Source organism: Bartonella sp. AU16XJBT (assembly GCF_028618665.1).
GTDB lineage: Bacteria > Pseudomonadota > Alphaproteobacteria > Rhizobiales > Rhizobiaceae > Bartonella.
Genome location: NZ_JAQITF010000004.1, coordinates 102,524 through 122,719, shown reverse-complemented (window position 1 = coordinate 122,719; position 20,196 = coordinate 102,524). Strand labels below are relative to the sequence as shown.

The 20,196-nt window shown below is 41.3% G+C and carries 16 protein-coding genes and 1 pseudogene; 3 read left to right on the top strand and 14 right to left on the bottom strand.

Annotated features, from left to right (window positions below):
- Positions 1 to 57 precede the first annotated feature (57 nt).
- From tilS to PVV66_RS03685, 4 genes are all read right to left on the bottom strand, one after another.
- Positions 58 to 1,545, bottom strand: coding sequence for a tRNA lysidine(34) synthetase TilS (gene tilS / locus PVV66_RS03700; protein ID WP_273718896.1), 1,488 nt, complete (start codon positions 1,543 to 1,545; stop codon positions 58 to 60).
- Between the two features lie 18 nt (positions 1,546 to 1,563).
- Positions 1,564 to 3,198 carry a tol-pal system protein gene (locus tag PVV66_RS03695; protein WP_273760951.1) on the bottom strand — a complete coding sequence of 545 codons (1,635 nt, stop codon included), beginning with the start codon at positions 3,196 to 3,198 and terminating at the stop codon, positions 1,564 to 1,566.
- A gap of 53 nt (positions 3,199 to 3,251) precedes the next feature.
- The gene (gene pal / locus PVV66_RS03690; RefSeq protein ID WP_273718784.1) at positions 3,252 to 3,770 is read right to left on the bottom strand and encodes a peptidoglycan-associated lipoprotein Pal; all 519 of its coding nucleotides are present in this window, start codon (positions 3,768 to 3,770) and stop codon (positions 3,252 to 3,254) included.
- Between the two features lie 189 nt (positions 3,771 to 3,959).
- Positions 3,960 to 4,655 (bottom strand): DUF1013 domain-containing protein, encoded by a 696-nt coding sequence (locus PVV66_RS03685; protein ID WP_273718783.1) that lies wholly within the window; start codon positions 4,653 to 4,655, stop codon positions 3,960 to 3,962.
- Between the two features lie 376 nt (positions 4,656 to 5,031).
- Between PVV66_RS03685 and PVV66_RS03680 the strand changes: the two genes are divergently transcribed.
- The gene (locus PVV66_RS03680; protein ID WP_273718781.1) at positions 5,032 to 5,778 is read left to right on the top strand and encodes a YebC/PmpR family DNA-binding transcriptional regulator; all 747 of its coding nucleotides are present in this window, start codon (positions 5,032 to 5,034) and stop codon (positions 5,776 to 5,778) included.
- 590 nt (positions 5,779 to 6,368) lie between these two features.
- Positions 6,369 to 7,292 (top strand): annotated as a pseudogene (locus PVV66_RS03675) (tyrosine-type recombinase/integrase); the annotation flags it as partial.
- A gap of 47 nt (positions 7,293 to 7,339) precedes the next feature.
- On the opposite strand, the gene tolB reads toward PVV66_RS03675, so the two are convergent.
- From tolB to PVV66_RS03625, 10 genes are all read right to left on the bottom strand, one after another.
- Entirely contained in the window at positions 7,340 to 8,665 is a 1,326-nt protein-coding gene (gene tolB / locus PVV66_RS03670; protein ID WP_273718779.1) for a Tol-Pal system beta propeller repeat protein TolB, read from the bottom strand.
- 37 nt (positions 8,666 to 8,702) lie between these two features.
- Positions 8,703 to 10,178 carry a cell envelope integrity protein TolA gene (locus PVV66_RS03665; RefSeq protein ID WP_273718894.1) on the bottom strand — a complete coding sequence of 492 codons (1,476 nt, stop codon included), beginning with the start codon at positions 10,176 to 10,178 and terminating at the stop codon, positions 8,703 to 8,705.
- A gap of 106 nt (positions 10,179 to 10,284) precedes the next feature.
- A complete protein-coding gene (gene tolR, locus PVV66_RS03660) occupies positions 10,285 to 10,737 on the bottom strand; it encodes a protein TolR (protein ID WP_273718775.1) in 453 nt (150 codons plus the stop codon).
- A 16-nt stretch (positions 10,738 to 10,753) separates the two neighbouring features.
- A complete protein-coding gene (gene tolQ, locus PVV66_RS03655) occupies positions 10,754 to 11,467 on the bottom strand; it encodes a protein TolQ (protein ID WP_273718773.1) in 714 nt (237 codons plus the stop codon).
- A gap of 1,100 nt (positions 11,468 to 12,567) precedes the next feature.
- Positions 12,568 to 13,008 carry a tol-pal system-associated acyl-CoA thioesterase gene (gene ybgC, locus PVV66_RS03650; RefSeq protein ID WP_273718770.1) on the bottom strand — a complete coding sequence of 147 codons (441 nt, stop codon included), beginning with the start codon at positions 13,006 to 13,008 and terminating at the stop codon, positions 12,568 to 12,570.
- Between the two features lie 213 nt (positions 13,009 to 13,221).
- A complete protein-coding gene (gene ruvB, locus PVV66_RS03645) occupies positions 13,222 to 14,313 on the bottom strand; it encodes a Holliday junction branch migration DNA helicase RuvB (protein WP_273718769.1) in 1,092 nt (363 codons plus the stop codon).
- A gap of 13 nt (positions 14,314 to 14,326) precedes the next feature.
- Entirely contained in the window at positions 14,327 to 14,941 is a 615-nt protein-coding gene (gene ruvA, locus PVV66_RS03640) for a Holliday junction branch migration protein RuvA (protein ID WP_273718768.1), read from the bottom strand.
- Positions 14,938 to 15,453 carry a crossover junction endodeoxyribonuclease RuvC gene (ruvC, locus tag PVV66_RS03635; RefSeq protein ID WP_273718793.1) on the bottom strand — a complete coding sequence of 172 codons (516 nt, stop codon included), beginning with the start codon at positions 15,451 to 15,453 and terminating at the stop codon, positions 14,938 to 14,940. Before ruvC ends, ruvA begins: the two co-directional genes overlap by 4 nt.
- A 1,829-nt stretch (positions 15,454 to 17,282) precedes the next feature.
- Entirely contained in the window at positions 17,283 to 17,801 is a 519-nt protein-coding gene (locus PVV66_RS03630) for a DUF1465 family protein (RefSeq protein ID WP_273718766.1), read from the bottom strand.
- Positions 17,802 to 17,986: 185 nt separating this feature from the next.
- Positions 17,987 to 19,129, bottom strand: a complete 1,143-nt coding sequence (locus PVV66_RS03625) for an OpgC family protein (RefSeq protein WP_273718765.1) — start codon at positions 19,127 to 19,129, stop codon at positions 17,987 to 17,989.
- Between the two features lie 354 nt (positions 19,130 to 19,483).
- Here PVV66_RS03625 and PVV66_RS03620 point away from each other — a divergent pair, with 354 nt between their 5' ends.
- On the top strand, positions 19,484 to 20,146 hold the full coding sequence (locus PVV66_RS03620; RefSeq protein WP_273718764.1) for a thiamine phosphate synthase: 663 nt from the start codon (positions 19,484 to 19,486) through the stop codon (positions 20,144 to 20,146).
- Positions 20,147 to 20,196 lie beyond the last annotated feature (50 nt).

The following is a 20,196-nucleotide window of genomic DNA, read 5'->3' as shown; positions in this document are numbered from 1 at the left end:
TCAGCCCCTTGCCAAGGGATGAGAGACGGTTTATTCTCTTTTAGAGTTATTTTTTCTTTATCTTTTCACCTCAAGATTAAAAAAGTGTTCCACAACATTCACCAGCACAGCATCTTCGCGTGAGGAAAGCCAATCGAAAGGCGCCATAATTCGCTTGATAATAACATTTTTATGAATAATCGCTTGAGAAATCAACTCGGGAATATCACACCCTTTATCATTTGAAATCATCGGCAAGGATTGTAACGAGGGGAAATGAGGCTTTTCAAGATCAAAATCACTGTTTTGCAATAAAAATTTCAGCTGTTCTAAATTTGCTGCTCCAACCTTTATAGTCTCAGATCCATGATTGGTAATGTGATAGCGCGCATCCCATAGAAGAGTTTCCTCTGGCTCCACAAGAGCCTCTTTCATATTTCGCCCTTCACGCCACAAAGCAATGCCATCTTTGTTATATTCAATAACACAGCCCGCATAAGTAAAACGCCGCTTTTCTGGAGAATTCAGACAGAGTTTTTGAACAAGCATGCTCAATTTTTTATTGGGGAGCAAATAAAATCCCCCGCCCATCAACACCGCAAAAAGCCCGACAACGAAAGAAAAACCGGAATGTTTTTGTAAAAATGGTGCAGGCTTTTTGATGAAACAACGCCCATGTTGAACCGTAATATCCAGAGCTAAGATTAAATCGGCAATATTTTGCGCTTGTTGACGACGCTGCCATGCGGCTTCATTTATTTTTTGAGCAATATCAGCAAGCTTTTGGGAAGAAAGAGATTGGCGCACACGTACACGTTCAAAATTGCGGTCTTCATTGGTTGGATCATCAATCCATGTTTTTCCTTGTAAGCGTAAATAATTCCGCAATGTTTGACGTTTTACACCAAGAAGCGGCCGAATCAAACGCACTTTTCTCTGCAACAATGCCTCACGCGGAATACAGGATAAACCACGCTCATAGAGAACCCCATAGCTTTTTTCGGTAATATTTTTTTTCGTTTCTCTAACATAATCTTCATCACGCATGGCATCAGCTTCACCACGCAACGCACCGGCAAAACCGCTCTCAGACAACCCATCACGCATGGCATCAACTTCACCGCACAACACACTTCTACTCTTTTGGAGACGTTGAGAGCGCATTTGATAGGTTTCAACCTGATCATTGAGTGTATGGCCCGTCATAATAAGGGCTGCGCCTTGTTTTTGCGCTTCCTGAACCAAGAGATCATAGCGTGCAACACGAGCGCTAGAAGCAATATGTGTCTTTGGTTTTTTGCCTTCCCACCGCACAGTGATATGCTTAATGTGATGGGCACGACAAATCTCCGCAACGGTTTCTGCTTCACGCGCTGATTCTTTACGCAATTGGTGATCAACAGTAACAGCAATTATTTCCGGAGGGACTAAGAGCGTTTCGAAATACTCTTTGACCAAGAACATCAAAGCTAAAGAATCACTTCCCCCTGAGACAGCAAGAATCACTCGTCGACACTGAATAAAATCCGATGTTTTAAAGAGATTTCTTGCCAGTCTAACACACACCGAAAATGACCTCGCTACTTATTTTGCGGGTTTACAAAACACAGACTCTAACATTTGATGACGTTTTTTGTTTTTTGCAAAAAGAGCACAATCCTCTTCATTTGTCTCAAGAGCGACCATACTTCTTGCTAATTTCAGCAAAATCTCAGAGGTATAGAGCTTCTTTTTATCTGCATACCATGCGGTCAGATAAACTTGTGCTGCTTCATGATAGCGTTTTTGTCCCAACAAAGATTCAGCCAACCAAAATAAAGCGTCATCACTCAAAGGATCTTTTTTGTAACGATTTTGAAAAGCGCAAAAGCTTTTTTCAGCACCAACATAGTTGGCAGAACGAATAAAATCATACCCTTCCTTATACAAAGCTTTGGAAGAAGAAAGAGTGTCACTCTGATGTGCTTCGATATGAGCACTTACGTCATGCACTTTTTTTAAAATCTCCTCAGTTTCCTTCACATCATGGTCTTTCACATCAGCAACATTTGTCTGGTTATCCACGCTCAGCTGCTGCACCATCTCTTCTTTTTCAGTCTGAGATTTCTCATCCAACGCGGCACTTTCAACGGAACAAGAATAAACAGAAGAGTCTTTTTTATCAAAAAGCCGGTGAAATTGCTTGTTAACATTTTTTAGATTGTTATGCTCAAGCACCATCCGTATCTTATGCAAAAGCTTATCTAAATCATAATCTTTAAATAAAGCCTGCTGATTCTCTAAAATAATCCCTTGGTGCGCCGAAACATCAGAGATTTTTTTCACGGCATCGGAAGCGGCTTTATCAGCAGTATCAGTGGCTTTCTTTACCACATCGGAAGCTGCTTTTTTAGCCGCATCAGGTACTTTCTTCACCGCATCAGAAGCCTTATCAGCAGCCTCAGTGGCTTTCTCCACCACATCGGAAGCAGCTTTATTAGCCGCATCAGGTACTTTCTTCACCGCATCAGAAGCCTTATCAGCAGCCTCAGTGGCTTTCTCCACCACATCGGAAGCTGCTTTTTTAGCCGCATCAGGTACTTTCTTCACCGCATCAGAAGCCTTATCAGCAGCCTCAGTGGCTTTCTCCACCACATCGGAAGCAGCTTTATTAGCCGCATCAGGTACTTTCTTCACCGCATCGGAAGCCTTATCAGCAGCGTCAGGTGCCTTTTCCATCGCATCGGAAGCTGCTTTTTTAGCCGCATCAGGTATTTTCTTCACCGCATCGGAAGCCTTATCGGCAGCGTCAGGTGCCTTTTCCATCGCATCGGAAGCTGCTTTATCAGCAGCCTCAGAAGCTTTCTTCACGGCATCAGAAGCCTTATCGGCAGCGTCAGGTGCCTTTTCCATCGCATCGGAAGCTGCTTTTTTAGCCGCATCAGTGGCTTTCTTCACCGCATCGGAAGCCTTATCAGCAGCGTCAGGTGCCTTTTCCATCGCATCGGAAGCCTTATCAGCAGCGTCAGAAGCCTTTTCCATCGCATCGGAAGCTGCTTTATCGGCAACCTCAGAAGCTTTCTTCACCACATCGGAAGCTTTATCGGCAGCGCCAACTTTATCCGTATCATGTGCTGGATATTCAGAAGCGTTTCGTGCCGCACTTTCAGCAAATGAAGTAGAACAAGCTATGAAACCTGCCATATAAAAGAGTGTTTTCCAATTGATTTTACGATACATCCTTTTCTCCCCTTAAGAGTTCATTGAATGGTTGAAACCAACCATTTGCTTTCTTAATGACTGTTCATGTTACTCAGTGTTGTCACAGCACGTCGATTTTGATTCCAACAGGAAATATCATCACATACAGCTACAGGTCTTTCTTTTCCATAAGAAATTGTTTGAATCCGTTGTGCAGACACACCAAGAGACACCAAATAGTCTCGCACAGCAACAGCACGGCGCTGTCCAAGTGCCAAGTTATATTCACGTGTTCCCCTTTCATCAGCATGACCTTCGATCATAATAGAATAATAAGGATAATGAAGCAACCATTCTGCTTGACGCGTTAAAATGCGTTCAGCATCCGCATCCAATGAAGAAGAGTCGAGACTAAAAAACACGCGATCCCCCACATTAACCGTAAACTCTTGTCCTGAACCTGGTCCTTGATTCAAAGCAGCATCATTCATATAAGCGCCATTCATACCATTAAATGCACCGATATTTTTTTTACCACACCCACCCAAGCACAGTGAGAAAAAAAACAGGATAGCTAAAGAATGAGAGAGGGTATTTTTGGTAGAGCGCATAATTTGTTTCTCCTCGAATTGCGTAAAGAAGGACACATTCTTAAAAATATTTTTAAGAATAACCGTTAATTCCTAATGAAGAAGAAATTTTTCTGTTTTTTTGTCATCATTTTTCAGTCTCTGCCGATTTTTCTTCCCTCCATCTATTTCTTTAACATCTCCATGAGAAATATTGCCCTTTCATGTTGTTTATGCCTCTTCTTGCTCTTGACGATTTTTTTGCAGCGCGTTCAATTTTGCAAAAACTTTATCAGCATCAAAAGTCTTGTGTGGATTTTCTTCACTCTCATTTTCCTCTAGAGCAGCATTTTCCGTCACAGAGGCGGGAAGCAACGATCGATCTTCTTCTGCAGCAACAGGGCGGCCTTTTGCCGCACGCTGGAGTTCAAAATCTAAATCGATCTGCGAACACAAGCCAAGTCCTACAGGATCAAGAGGAGACAAGTTCGCACTATTCCAATGGGTTCTGAGGCGGATTTGTTCAATCGTTGCTTTTGTTGTCCCAATCAACCGTGCAATTTGTGCATCTTTCAATTCGGGATGGTTTGTGACCAACCATAAAATACCATTGGGACGATCTTGACGTCGGGAAAGAGGGATATAGCGCGCCCCTTTACGTTTTTTTTCAGGAATGTGCACCCTCGATTGAGAGATTTTCAAACGTGCGTTTTGATCCGCCTCTACCCGTGCAATTTCACTGCGCGTCAACTGCCCAGAACTAATCGGATCGAGACCTTTAATACCATAAGCTGCCTCTCCATCGGCAATAGCTTTTACTTCCAAGACATGTAATTTACAAAATTCTGCAATCTGCTCAAAAGAAAGAGCTGTATTATCAACCAACCAAACAGCTGTCGCTTTGGGCATCAAAAGTTGCGTTGCCATTTTTATAAATCCTCTTCTGCGCCTCTTCTATTATGAGGCAGGTTACCGCCCACTCAAGAGCACTGGAACTTCTTAATTATATGTTCGTTTTCTCCCACCCACTTTTATAATTAAAGCGAGACATGGAATAAACCATTTTGCCATGAGATTATATTCTGTTATAGCGTGATTTTTGCTCAACGACAAGAGATCTCTCTTGGAATGATCCTCAACGAAGGTCTCTTTACCTTTAAGATGAATTTTCTTATAAAGGATTTATTCGATTATTTCACCTCATGCTGTGGCATATTTGTTCTGGTTGGATGCATGTTTTATCGCCTTAAATTCTAACAAAGCATCCAACTGGAAGGACAGCCCTCAAATAGGAAGGAAAACTATGGCAGGCCATTCACAATTTAAAAATATTATGCATCGTAAAGGGCGTCAAGATGCGGTGCGCTCAAAAATATTTTCTAAGCTTGCACGCGAAATTACCGTAGCAGCAAAACAAGGTGCTCCTGATCCAGCCATGAATCCACGTTTAAGGCTGGCTGTCCAAAATGCCAAAGCACAATCAATGCCGAAAGATAATATTGAACGCGCGATTAAAAAAGCTTCAGGCTCCGATGTCGAAAATTATGATGAAGTGCGCTATGAAGGCTATGGACCAGGCGGTGTTGCCGTCATTGTTGAAGCTTTAACAGACAACCGTAACCGCACTGCTTCAAACGTGCGCGCGGCCTTCACCAAATCAGGAGGAGCGTTAGGGGAAACCGGGTCTGTAAGTTTCATGTTTAATCGGATTGGGGAAATCATTTATAAGTCAGAAGCAGGAACAGCAGATAACATCATGGATGCTGCCATTGAAGCGGGTGCCGAAGATGTACAATCAGAAGAAAGCGGGCATCATATTACTTGTGCATTTGAAGATATTGGTGAAGTTTCAAAAACACTTGAAGCAAAACTTGGTGAAGCAGAATCGATTAAAACGATTTGGAAAGCCACCACCCTTGCTCCAATCGATGAAGAAAAAGCTTTGTCCGTTTTACGACTGATTTCAACATTAGAAGAAGATGATGATGTGCAAAATGTTTATGCTAATTTTGATGTCAGCGATGAGATTTTGGCAAAACTGTCCGTATAATTTCCCATCATTGGCCCTCTCTTCACCAAGTGAGGGACTAAAAGCATCTATCACTTTTTTCCCACAATATAAAAACCCCGCGTCAATAGCGGGGTCAATCATTTGTAAAGCCAAGAAAACCACAATCAATCGCAGAAAAAAAAGCGGATTAAAAAAAGAAAGCATAAAGCAAATACCCTTGAACGCTCAAACAGTTCTGATGATAAAAAACTTTGTGATCTCAAGCTTTTCTTATATATTCTAAGAATTACCCCTACAGCCCCTCTCTATTTATTCTTTAAGATTGCTCCCCACCCTCAAATGATGAAGATGTCACCCCAATCTGGTCTGTAAACAAATCAGATCCTCTTAGACATATTCCTCTTCTCACGCATGAGATTCACTTGAAACTGAAACCCCTAAATACTTATCACATTGATTTATAAGGGGAGTTTAGCGTTATTGAACTTGAATGAGACCCTCTAAATAGCGTCAAATTCTCTTATTCCAAATTTGTGTGTGCGGTGCATCAATCAAAGTCATGCGCTTGCACATTATTTAAGCAGAAAAAGCCCGTTTGGCGTAAAACTTAAAGGAGAAAAAATTCCCTTATGAATCGTCTCAAAGGCTGTAGGGCTGTTGGTAAAACTGGGGGCTGGCAAATATAACGATGATGCCGTCTTTCCTCTCCACAAGCTTAAAGATGGTGGTACTCGATGAATTTATCGTTATACCCTTCACGGGCGCCGCCGTGAAATGGACTTGAGTGCGCTTTAAGAGATGTTTCTTTAAAACAAGCGCGTGAATATGCAACTGGTTGGCGCTCTGTTTTACGTGAAGGGTGTTCCCCCATTAAAGAACGCAATAAACAAAAACGTGAAGCAATGTGTAATCTGCATTATTTGAATAAGATATTGCTTTGGGTGCTTTTGAAAGCCGTAAAGCTGAATTAAAAAAAGATGGCAAAGCTGGAAATTGGTTTTCACCTTTAAAACTCCATATTCTTTCCAAATTAGGTTGCCTCCCCGTTTCAGAGATTACCCAAACAGAGATACACAATACCCTCGCCCCTATCTGGCATACAAGATCTGGAGTTGCTTATAGAGCTTTCAAGCGCCTTAATATGTGTTTCAAACATGCGGCTGCGTTAGGTTTAGATGTTGATCTACAGCAGCAGAAAAAGCACAAGCTTTGTTAGGCAAACAACATCACAAAACTCCTAATAGACCCGCACTGGATGGGAGAGATGTTCCGGCTTTTTATAAAACACTGTGCGAAGCATCACCCCCTAACACTATTGGCTTTGCATCTGCTTATTCTTACAGGCGTTCGTGCAAATCCCTTGCGTCATATATGTAAAGAACAGATTGATAGGGATATATGGATAATTCCTGCTGAAAATATGAAAGGACGGCGTGATGCTCCAACAGAATTTCGTGTGCCTTTATCAATAGAGGCATTAGAAATTAAAAAAAGCACGTCTGCTTTCTCGCAATGATTTCTTTTTTCTGCAACCGGTCGCGGTCCTCTTTCTGATAAGACTATATTCCCTCTATGTTTTTGTATTTTTATCAAGCATTTTTTACTGTACGTTGAGCAATGGCGACCATGCGGGATCAGAAGCATCATTGGGTGTGGGGAGTTGGCGTTCATTGTGTCCCGTAATATCAATGGTATAGATTTTGGGTCCCATACCGGGATTTTTGCGAAAGAACATCAGTACACGACCATTGGGAGCCCAAGTCGGTCCTTCATTGTGAAACCCTGTGGTTAAAATTCGTTCTCCTTGTCCATCCGGGCGCATAACACCGATAGAAAATTGTCCACCTGATTGTTTTGTAAAAGCGATATAATCCCCCCGTGGCGACCAAATAGGTGTCGAATAACTCCCCTCGTTTGAAGAAATACGCTGAATATCACTGCCATCCGCATTCATTTTATAAATTTGTGGCTTTCCGCTACGATCTGAAGAAAAGACGATTTGTTTTCCATCCGGTGAATAAGAAGCAGAGGTATCAATAGCAGAAGTTGTTGTAAGGCGCGTCATTGTACGGGTCCGTAAATCCATGGTGTAAAGATTTGCACTGCCGTCATTTTGCAACAAACTCATGATGACCTTTTGTCCATCAGAAGAAAAACGCGGAGCAATTGTCATGTTATGAAACGTTCCAATCAACTCCCTTTGTCCCATTTCAAGTTGTTGGAGATAAACATGAGGCACTTGATTGTCCTCATAAGCCATATAGGTCATTTCTTGTCTTTTAGGTGAAAAACGCGGTGTAAGCACCAATTCACTTCCATCAGACATATAAATCAAATTTGCGCCATCTTGATCCATCATTGCTAAGCGTTTAATGCGTGCATTTTGAGGGCCTGTTTCATCAATAAAAACAATTCTTGTATCAAAATAACCACTTTCTCCTGTCATCTCACTGTAGATCTCATCTGCGATCATATGAGCCACACGCCGCCAACGTTCTGTCGCGGTATAAAAACGCCGTCCTTTCAATTGTCGCTGTCCAAAAACATCCCATAAACGGAAATCAACCCTCAAACGTCCGTCGATTTCTCTCATGACTTGCCCCGTCACCAAACCCTGCGCTTTTATTTTCTGCCACGAAGAAAAATGCGGTTGTTTATTCGGATTAGAAATTTTTTCAAAAAAATTTTCCTTGTCAAGCGGTAAAAAAAGCCCCGACCGTTCAAGATCGGCTGTCACCACAGCCGTTATTTTAGATCCAATCGAATCATTGGAAATAAAATCTGTAATTGCAATGGGAATAGGGTTAAAATCAGCGCTTGAAATCGTGCCTTTCAACTGCGCATAAACTGATGAAAGACTTGAAAGCCACAAACCACAAGTGACTATAAACCACGTAAAAACTTTATGTCTCATTATAGTCATCATGGAATGTGTCCTTTCGTTAAGCGATTTTTCTCATTTATCATCTTATTTCTTGGAGGGGATCAACATTAAAGTCAAACCCCTGCCCCCACAGGTCATATTGCTCACGGGGAAGATCTGCATAAGGTTGACATGAAAAGACAGCCGTATACACCTGCCTGATCATAATCGCTTGTTGACTCTCAAGACCGCTTATGGGATCAATGATAGGATCACCCACAACCATCCCTTCACGGTCTAAGTAAAATCGCAAGCGCACAACGGGACGGTTTTTTAAATCGCCACCAAGCGCCACAAGTTTAAGCTTCTGTTGAATACATCCCCCCGCGATATTGACCAATGTTTGTGCCATTTTTGTGGTATCATTGATATTTTTTCGTGCACCTAAAGCTTCTGGTGTATGGGAACGTTTTGCTCCCCCTCCTTGTGAGCGCGCACGATTGAGCAAATTATTTTCTTCCATGGCTAAAATATCTTCGATAGTCTGTTTCTCTTGATTTTTCTTGTTAAGCTTTGGCGCCTTTTGATTGAATGCCCCCTCTTTCTTTATTGGAAATTCTTCGTCAAATTTTGGTTTAAACTGCGGAAGAAGAGGTTTTTCTGGAAGTGCAATTTTGGGCGCTTGCTGTACAACCGGCTCTGCTGGGACCTTTTGTACCGTTGGAGCCAATTCTTTTAGCGATATCATCTCTTCACTTTTGTAAGCAGGCTTAAGGATAAGCTTGGAGGCATCTTCTGGTGCTTTTAAAGGCACCTCAGGCGCAATCTTCTGCGCATCTTCTGGTGCTTCCAAAGGCACCTCAGGCGCAACCTTCTGCGTATCTTCCACTGCTTTCAAAGGCACCTCAGGCGCAACCTTCTGCGTATCTTCCACTGCTTTCAAAGGCACCTCAGGCGCAACCTTCTGCGTATCCTCCACTGCTTTCAAAGGCACCTCAGGCGCAACCTTCTGCGTATCTTCCACTGCTTTCAAAGGCACCTCAGGCGCAACCTTCTGCGTATCCTCCACTGCTTTCAAAGGCATCTCAGGCGCAACCTTCTGCGCATCTTCCACTGCTTTCAAAGGCATCTCAGGCGCAACCTTCTGCACATCTTCTAGCACTTTTGAAATCTCTTCTGTTTTTGCTTCTAATAATTCTGGTTCTATAAGTTTGGATATTTCTGACGGATTGCTTGGCAGCAACGGTGTTGTCTCAACGGAGCGCGGCTTTTCCTTTGGTTGAAAAGGTGCCAGACTATCTCGTTCTCCCTCTCCAATATGGCGTGCATCTTCTTTCTCTTGGGGTTTAGTGGTTGGTTTAACAGCAGGAATTGCATGGAGTGGCGCTTTCACGGAGCCTTGTTGAGAGGAAAACTCTTCCATCAAAGGCGCAAGAGTAATGGGAATTGCTTCCAATGGTTGTGGTAAAGAAACAGAGTTCATAAACTGAACAACGCCCCAACTGAGAAAAATAACATGGACCACAAGGGATAACGCCAAGCCTCGTTTCATGCTATGATAGGAGTCTTTGTTCATTCTTTATGCCTTAATTGATACCTTGTATTTTTCACTTTTAATCACGCTGTTCTCTTTTAAAACATTTCAAAAACAATTAGTTATAGGCAATTTTATTGTTTGTTATTTATTGTGCGAGACTTGCTAGTGCCACTTGAGAAAAACCTGCCTTTTGAATATCTGCAAGCAGTTTTAAGACTTGTTGATATTCAACAGTTTTAGCAACTCGCACAAAAATCCGTTGATCTTTTTGTGTTGCGTCTGCTTCCAGAAGAGCTTTAAGCTGTGCAATCAACGCTTGTGATGTTTCATAATAATCTTGATGAATGGCAAAGCGCCCTTGCGCGTCAAGTGAAACCGTAAGGGGCGTTTTTTGCGCACGGACTAGCCCCGCTTGACTGCGTGGCAAATCCAAAGGAACACCGTTCACCAAAAGAGGAGCTGAGACCATAAAAATAATGAGCAACACCAGCATCACATCCACAAAAGGGGTAACATTGATCTCACTCATCAGTTGGCTTCGTGAATGATGCCGCCTACGTGTATTTTTTCGAGAAGAAGAAGCAACAGAAATTCCCATGGCTATAAGCTCCTTTTTATAAAGGCGAAGGTGCTGTGCGTGTTTCATCAATACGCCGCGAGACAATTGTTGAAAACTCATCAGCAAAATTTTCTATTTGTGCAATGATGCGTGCACTTTCATGGGTTAACTTATTATAGGCAATAACAGCTGGAATTGCTGCAAACAAACCAATCGCCGTTGCCAAAAGTGCTTCTGCAATCCCTGGCGCGACAATGGCAAGAGACGTATTTTGAGAAGCTGAAATAGAAAGAAAAGACTCCATAATCCCAATCACTGTTCCAAAAAGACCGATAAAGGGTCCCGCAGATCCCAGTGTCGCAAGAAAACTCAACTTTGATTCTATTTTTTCACTTTCACGTCCCAGTGTTAGATCCATCGCCTTATCAATTCTGCTCTGCAAACTTGTTGAAGTATGGGTTCCTTTTTCAAGAGATTTTTTCCATTCAACCATTGCCGCCATAAAAACGGCAGATATGCTATTGGTACGTTGACTTTTACATGATGCATAAAGATCTTCTAGTGCTTTGCCTGACCAAAATGTACGTTCAAATTGCTTTATTTCACGCCGTATTCTCCGATAGGTAAAAATTTTATCAAAAATAATGGCCCAACTCCAGACGGAAGCAAGCAGTAACAAAACCATAATAACTTTAACGACGAGACTCGCTTGCATAAACAAATGCAACATTCCCATTGTTTCCGGATTCGTTAGTTCTACATGCGGCATAATTCTTGTCCCTCTAAATGAAAGGTGCATTCCTTAAAATTTTATAAAACAGATTGTTTTATAGTTTCTAAATTTAAGTAAAAAACTTTAGTGTCACATAAATCCATGCGCTAAAACAAGACCTGTTTCTTAAATTTCTTTAAAAAGTGATCACGAGAAGCATCCCTCAATACACCTCACCCCTATTTCCCAACGACATAAACCCCTCCCCGTCCATAAATAATATAAAGCATGATATCAAATCTGCTATGCGTCCCCATCTTTACGTGTATGAAAAGAACGCTAAACCATCATGTGGCGTTCCAAGCTCAAAATGTTGCAATAAGTCTTGGCTCTTGAAAAGCTTTATAAAAGGCAATTTTATGCCTTTCTCAATCCTCGTTTCCCCTCATGCACCAACCCCGTCTGTGACAAGAAAAAAATGTAACAGATCAGAAAATGATTTTGATGAATTCACAAAAGAGCTTGAAAAGAGAAAATCTTACAAGCCTTCTGTGAAAATGACAACGCAATGAATGATCATGATCAATCAATAGGGGGCATCATGAAAGATGATGCATTACCTTAGGCTATTGTTTCTCTCATTTTTCCTTAAGTTTAATAAGGTTACACCCCAAGTATACACAAAAAAAACCAAAAATAAACCACCATAAAATGCCTCACCCAATGTCGCTCATTTAATGCCTCCCCAGGTAAATCTCCTATAATCTCGTATCAGTCTCCTATAATCTCATTGTGCTGTAGCCCCTTTCAATGCGCATTATGTCTCTGGCACCATGGGATAACTTCAAAGCCTCCCTAACGTGAAAAAAGCCTTTTCACTCTTTCTCCTTCATGAAAACCGCCCCATTCACTCTCTTCGCTCACTTGCAATATTGAGCCATTATAACATTGAAGAGTATCTATTTAAATTTTTACAGATTTTTCAAGTGCTTATACATTACTCTCTTATGAAAATGTAAGCGGATAGTTTTCATTATTTCAATAGGGAAAAGATTTGAAATGAGAAAATTTTACGACACGCAAAGTTTTCATTCAAGCTGAATAACGTTATATTATCTTTATAAATAAAACTGTTGTATCTTCAATGCACAACCCTTTTAACTCAGCATTTTTGCAAAAAGCTCTTTGGGTAAACGTCGTGGTTTTGCATCCTCATTAATCAGAGCAATTTCAACTTTCGCTGTTACCAGCGTGATCTCCTCATACACAATAGATTGTTCCATAAAAAAGCGTGCTCCTTGGATATGATCAACACGTGTTTTAACGACTAAAAGATTATCAATTTTGGCTGGTCGCAAAAAACTAATTTCCATATGGCGCACAACAAAAAACAGTTTTTCCCCTTCAACCCCTGCTGCTAACATCTTATTATTAAAACCGGTATCCCGTAAAAACTCTGAACGTCCCCGTTCAAAAAATTCCAGATAACGCGCATGATAAACCACACCAGAAAAATCTGTATCAGCCACATAAACACGCACCTGAAAATTATGAAAAGCATTTGTATGATTGCTCTTGAAAGGCATTACTTTTGTCATTGACTTCATGTCCCATAAAGTTATTTAAGATAGAAAATTGTTTATCAATCAAAAGATTCAACACATTTTTGTGTTGAAGTTGTGAAAAGCCAAAGCACAAAATCCTTTATCGTTCCAAATCTTTTCAGCCAAAACACACGGACAAGCAGAACACCTCTGATCCTTATAAGCGTTTGCGATAAACTATCTGCACAATTTTTTTAAAAAAATGCCTCAGTCATCTTCCCCATCCCATAAAGTTGTCTGAAATGATGCATTATCTTGAGCATCAGAAAGTTGAGTACGCTTTTGTATAGATGTTGAAGCAGGCGCAGAAAGTCCTAAATGGCTCCAAGCCTTTTCAGTGAGAATACGACCACGAGCCGTTCTCTGAATAAAGCCTTGTTGGAGAAGATAGGGCTCAACAATATCTTCAATAGCATCGCGTGGTTCTGATAAAGCAGCAGCAATGGTTTCAATTCCCACCGGTCCCCCTAAAAAAGTTTGTGCAATCAGGAGTAAATAACGACGATCCAGTGGATCAAGCCCCAGATGATCCACCTCAAGGCGTGAAAGCGCTTCGTCAGCGATTTTTTGATCAATTTGTTTTGCTTGTTTCACCAAAGCAAAATCACAAACGCGCCGTAAAAGCCGTCCGGCAATGCGCGGGGTTCCCCGTGCTCGGCGTGCAATTTCATGCGCACCATCATCACTGATCTTGACAGCAAAAAGCCGCGCATTACGCTGCACAATATATTCTAATTCTTCTATCGTATAAAAATTAAGACGAATGGGGATGCCAAAACGGTCTCTCAGCGGTGTTGTCAAAAGCCCCAACCGTGTGGTTGCCGCCACCAAAGTAAATTTAGCCAGATCAATTTTAACCGAGCGTGCAGCCGGACCTTCTCCAATGATCAAATCGAGTTGATAATCTTCCATCGCTGGATAAAGAATTTCTTCAATCGCCGGATTTAAGCGATGAATTTCATCAATAAACAAGACATCGCGTTCTTCAAGATTGGTCAAGAGAGCAGCCAAATCTCCTGCTTTAGCAATGACCGGACCTGAAGTAGAGCGAAAATTAACACCTAATTCTTTTGCCATAATCTGTGAGAGCGTTGTTTTTCCCAGTCCTGGTGGTCCTACAAACAAAACATGATCCAACGCTTCTTGCCGCCTTTTTGCGGCTTCAATAAATATTTTTAAATTCGCCCGTGCCGCCTCTTGACCAATAAAGTCATCAAGAACTTGTGGTCTTAAGGAACGATCCGGATCGTTGGGAAGAGGTGCGGGACCCAGAAGGCGTTGATCTTCATCTTTATGCATTGTTACCTTTTATTTAAGTAGGAGAAGAAAGCAATTTGAGACTATGGCGGATCAGCAGGGCAGAAGACACAGACTCCCCCTCAAGAGCGTTCATCGCAAGAGCAAGAGCACGGGCGGCTTGCTCCCGTTCAAAGCCTAGCTTCATCAATGCGGAAAGCGCATCATGGGCTGGTTGATGAGTTATCTCGCGCTGAGGAATCGAAACAGTCTTGACCGCTTGTTCAAAGGGGAGTGTTTTACTTTTCAACTCACTCACAATTCTTTCACTGACTTTTTTACCAACGCCCGGCGCGCGACTAATCATCGCCACATCGTTTAGGGCAATAGCTTGTGCAAGTTCATCTGGCGATAAAGTCCCCAAGATTGCTAAAGCAACCTTTGCTCCTACGCCTGGAACATTTTGGAGCATACAAAACCACTCCTGTTCAGCTCTTGTCGCAAAACCAAAAAGGCGGATTGCCTCTTCGCGAACATGCGTTTCAATAAAGAGACTTAAAGTCTCCCCAACAGAAGGCAAAGAAGGACGCAACCGATTTGAGATAAAAACGACATACCCCACACCATGAACATCAAGAACGATATAATCTTCAAAGATATGTTCAAGCGTGCCCTTTAACTTTCCAATCATATCGCCACCCTTGCCTGATAAGATTGATCAATTCTCTTACGATGCATGCTATGACAAAGAGCAAGAGCAAGGGCATCCGCCGCATCATTGCTATCAAATTCAGCCCGTGGGAGGAGAACCTTTACCATCATATGAATTTGTTCTTTAGCACCATGCCCGACACCAATAACCGATTTTTTCACTTTGTTGGGTGCATATTCAAAAACAGGAAGATTTGCTTGCGCAGGAACCAGCAGTGCAATCGCACGCGCCTGCCCAAGTTTTAGCGTTGCTGTAGCATCTTTGTTGACAAACACATGTTCCACCGCCGCTTCATGGGGCATAAATTGATGCACAACCTCTGAAAGACCTTTATGGATCTGATAGAGTCTAGAAGCCAGATCACACTGTACATCAGAAGAAACCGTCCCTGCAGCGACAAACTGAAGACGATTGCCCGCAAGATCGATAACGCCCCATCCAGTATACCGTAGTCCGGGATCAATGCCTATAATACGAATCGTCTCTGCCATAAGCGCTAGTTTATACACGTTTCCCCCTTTTGAATAAAGGCTTAAAGCCGCAAAGAAAGCAGCAGCAAAGGGCAAAACCAGTAAAAAGAAGGGCATATGTTATGAATTTATACAGTATAACACACGAACAAACAGCAACTTTATGAGACACAAATGCCATCAAACAAAACCATTCTCACCTTACAAGAAAGCAAAAGGAACCCATAAAAATTCCCCTTCGATATACTCACTCCCTTCTATCTGATCTTCAATGTCATAACGATTAAACCACCACAAGCAAACAAAGAGAGGGGTTGTCTTTGGATATATAAATGTAAAGATGCTCCTCTATGAACGGTATAGACTTCACGGGATCTTTTTACATTATACTCCCCATGATATGGACGTGAACAAACATTGCGAGGTATTTTTTACATACCCCTCACAACACAAGAGCATTATAGGGAGAGTATTGCATGAGCAACACGGGGCCCATAAAGCCCCCCATAATCCCCCGTAGAGCTTTTTAAGACAATTTATTTTGTGATTTTAGATGTTTTATTTTCCGTGAAGAGAGCCCCTCCTATTAAAACTGAGAGAACTCAAAAACGAAAACCCCAAAAATGAAAACAATGCATCATGATCATGAGAAAACGCATTGATTGACAAGAATACCCTAGCATTCTTTATGTTGAATGACAGCCCCAAATATCGAAAGTTTCTCTCATTCCCAACCTATTTTTATGTTGTATCTATCAAAACCATTCCCTTGCACATCATAAGCGGAAGAGCCATGTGGCATGGAACTTTACAAGAGGGCATGCTTCTTATGAACCATCTCAAATATAAAGCTCTGTCACAACATGAGAGGTTAGCAAAATGAATGATGGGGCTTTACTCTTTTATGAAGCGTAAAAATAGAAGAGCACAATAGCTTTTAGACACTTTATGGGAAATTTTATACATTTCATGGAGGAATTTACCGTTATGCCATTCACGGACGACCGTCACGAAAGGGAGGTGTGACGCGCCTTCAGAGATATTTCTTTAAAGCAAGCGCGCAGATTAGCAACACAAATATATTCCGTTTGGGGTGTTTATTATAACACACATTTTCCAGCAATTTTATGAGGAATAAATTATAGAGCTTTCCCTCCTCCCCACCTCTCAAAGGACGAAGATTCCTACCAGCGTTATCTTATAAAAAACAACGACTCTCGATAGCTTCTTACTGTTGACCACTTATGTGCCCCCCTTCATAAGCACTAAGGATAAGCCCTGCTCTCAACACATACGTACTGTAATTTTAAATACTGAATACATCACAGCTATGTGCCTTATATCTCTGCCTTAAACGAGAGTATTTTACGATAGAATAGGATAATCGATGTCCAAGAGCTTGGCTAATATCCGGCATAGCCTGATCATTCTCATAGCTAAAATAAAATCACACAATATCAAAAGAAAGCGTTCCAGCAACAATAAACTGAAGCCGACCACAGCCCATACTCCACACCATAATTCGAAATCAATGCCCCCTCTTTGTCATAAACTCAAGATATTTTTCCACACTCAAAGAGAAGCTAAACAGAAAAAACTCTCCAGATTAATTTTAGTCACGACAACGAATATACCGCTCAAAATATCACAAAAAAAAGCCAAGAAAATATCCCTAAACGCCCAAAGGCTGTTTTCAGCAATTCGATTTGTTTTCCCACTGGATTTTCATCACCCAAGATACGAGCCGCCTCTTACTTTTCAAAGCACATAAACAACAGCCGCATATCCTAAACAAAAAACATAGCGCCTCTCAAACGAAGCGAATAGGCTAAAACCCAAGGAAATATGCTCTAAGAACGCCCAAAGGCTGTTTTCAGCAATTCGATTTGTTTTCCCACTGGATTTTCATCTTCTAAAGTACAGGAAGCAGCCGTCTCCCATCCTGCGCGCATATACTTGATGCGTGCTTCCAAACGCAGTGAATGAGCAACAAATTGGCGGAAAATTTCTGGTAGGTCGTTCCAATAAGGGGTTTCAAGTTCTAAGGTTGGTGTTTGAAGGGAGACTTTTACGATTTCTTTTTTTATTTGTTCTGGTGACATTTCCCCTTCACGCTCTGCCCGAAGAAGAAGGAGTTGAGAGGCAATTTGCATAAGTCGTGTACTTAAATACATCGCCTCTTTTGCATAGATTGCAGAAATTTCTGCCGAAAGGGAACGTGCTACTAATTTCCCTTCTGAATCAATATACGCTGCGGTTTTTTCAATCAGCGCCATTGTTTCTTCATAGAGACGATTAAAAGCATTTTCAAAAGCATTATGCTCAATCATGATAATAGGTTCATCATAGGGACATTTATGTACACTCACGCTTTTATACTCCAAGTATCAGCACAAAACCACACCACTCAACGAACAGAGTAATAAAAAGTTTCTTTGTGTTGCTGTATAGAATGCTTTTTTTTAAAATTGACTACCTCTTTTAAATTTTTTGCGCAATGCGCTTTTTATACTAAGGTTAACGCCACCAAACAAACCCCATGGGAGCGTTTTTCTTATAAACGGATCAGTTTCCTTGAAAAGGCCCCCTGCAAAGACCGCCGTTTTTCACAATAATAAGCCACTCCAAATTGCAGCGCAATCCCCGTTATCATTAAGAGGCTATCGGAAAAAAACGTTCCTGTCATCACTGTTTTTACAATTTGTCCAAACATCGCAAAAATGGTTCCCGTTACAAAGACCGGTAAACTATGTTTTCCTAAGATTGCTAAAGGATGTTGCTCTGAAACATAAAACCATTTATTGACACGCGGTAAGCATAGAATGAGAAAGGATAATGCAAGAACATGGAGCAAACGTGGCAAGCTTAAAAAGGTTTTATTAAAGTTGATCAACGCACAAGACCAACCGAGCCCTCCCAAAACGCCCCACCAATTTAAGCGCACCCATAACAGCGCCAACAAGAGATACGCTGCCGCACAAACCAGCCAAAAAGACTGAAAAGCGATTGTTTTACCTTGTTTGAGTGCTAAAGTGCTGGTCAAGCCTATAACAAATAAGAACTGCCAAGAAAGAGGATTCAAAAACCATTTTCCCTCTATAGGATAAGAAGGGGGAGCAATTTTATAAAATCCGCAAGTAAGATAGAGTATAAACGAACCCCAAAGCAGCCACTTTGTCTGTTTACAACTCAAATAAAGGATAAAAGGCGCAAAAAACATCAAAACGATATAAAGCGGCAGAATATTATTATAGCCTAATTGATGCCCCAAGCTTAAAGTGCTTAAAAATGCGATAACAGGCTCTGTAAAAAAGAGCCCCACATTGTTCATTGATAACAGCTTTTCTGTTTGCCATAAGAAAAAAGCCCCTAAAAACAGGCTGAATGTGACAAAAGTGGTCAAAAGATACGCCCCATAGAGCTGAAAAGCTCTCTGCCAATATTTTCGGATAATAAAAGTAAAAGGCTTCTGCTGTAACCGCCCATGAAAACTTAACCCCAGCGAAATTCCTGAAAGCAAAACAAAAATCTCTGCAGAATCGGAAAAACCAAAATTTTTATGGGTTATATGCTCATAGAGAGTCCCGGGAATATGGTTGATGAAAATCGTCAATAAGGCTAAAGAACGAAAAACATCAATGCGTGTATCACGACGAAAAGGCTGCCTATTATGATCAACAACAGCTTGGTATTTCATAAATGGACTCCCACACGTCACAAAGCCCCTAAGTCACATAAAAAAAGTCGTTACGCTCATCACAAATAAGATAGGATGAAACTTTAACTTTTAAGAGTCAAGTTTCTTTTTAAGTGTTATTTTTTAAGGTAAAAGGATGAAAAACACCCATACATGTATGACGACGAAAAGGTTGTATCGTATGCTTAACAACAGCTTGGTATTTCAAACATCTTGCTATTTCATCAAAGCACTCCCACACCTCTCCCCTTGAAATCATGGGAAAATAGTGGTTACCCTCATCGCAAACAAGCATCAATAGGATGAAGCTTTAATTTTTGAGCATCATTTTTTTCTAAGAAACAGGGATATAGCATGACACAACAAAAAAATAAACCGATTGAATCCCCTCTTTTTCCTCAATTGGTTTTAACCCTCAATGTTCGACGCAACACCCCGCACAGTTTTTTGCGTCCCATTTTGCAAACAAAATCCTTTGCATGCGTCATTCTTTACGATTCTGAAAAGCAAAAAGATGATGGCTCTTTTTTACAGCAACAAGCACAAATTTACGCAGAAGATATTCAAAACAATGGCGCCGCTCTTCTCATCACTGATGACAGCCGCATTGCGGGACGCATAAAGGCTGATGGTTTGCACATAGAAGATGATTTTAACGCTCTTGAAAGCTTTAAAAATCAGCAAAAGGAACAAAAAATCTTAGGCTTTGGCAATCTACGCAATCGTCATAGCGCCATGCTTGCAGCAGAAACAGGTGTTGACTATCTTCTGTTTGGCAAATTAGGAGCTGATAAAAAACCCCATGCGCACCCCCGTAATCTCCAATTGGCAGCGTGGTGGGCAGAGATTATGGAAACCCCTGCCATTATCCAAGTAGGAAGCGATTTCGCAACCTTTGATGAAGCCTTAAAAACTGGATGTGAATTTGTCGCTGTAGAAGAAGTTATTTTGGGGAACGACAATCCTTTAATATTGCTTAAAACAATGCAAGAAAAATGTGAAAACACCCCCTTGTAATGTGGGAGGGGAATTCATAAATTAAGTGTTAATAAAAATCCAAACACCCG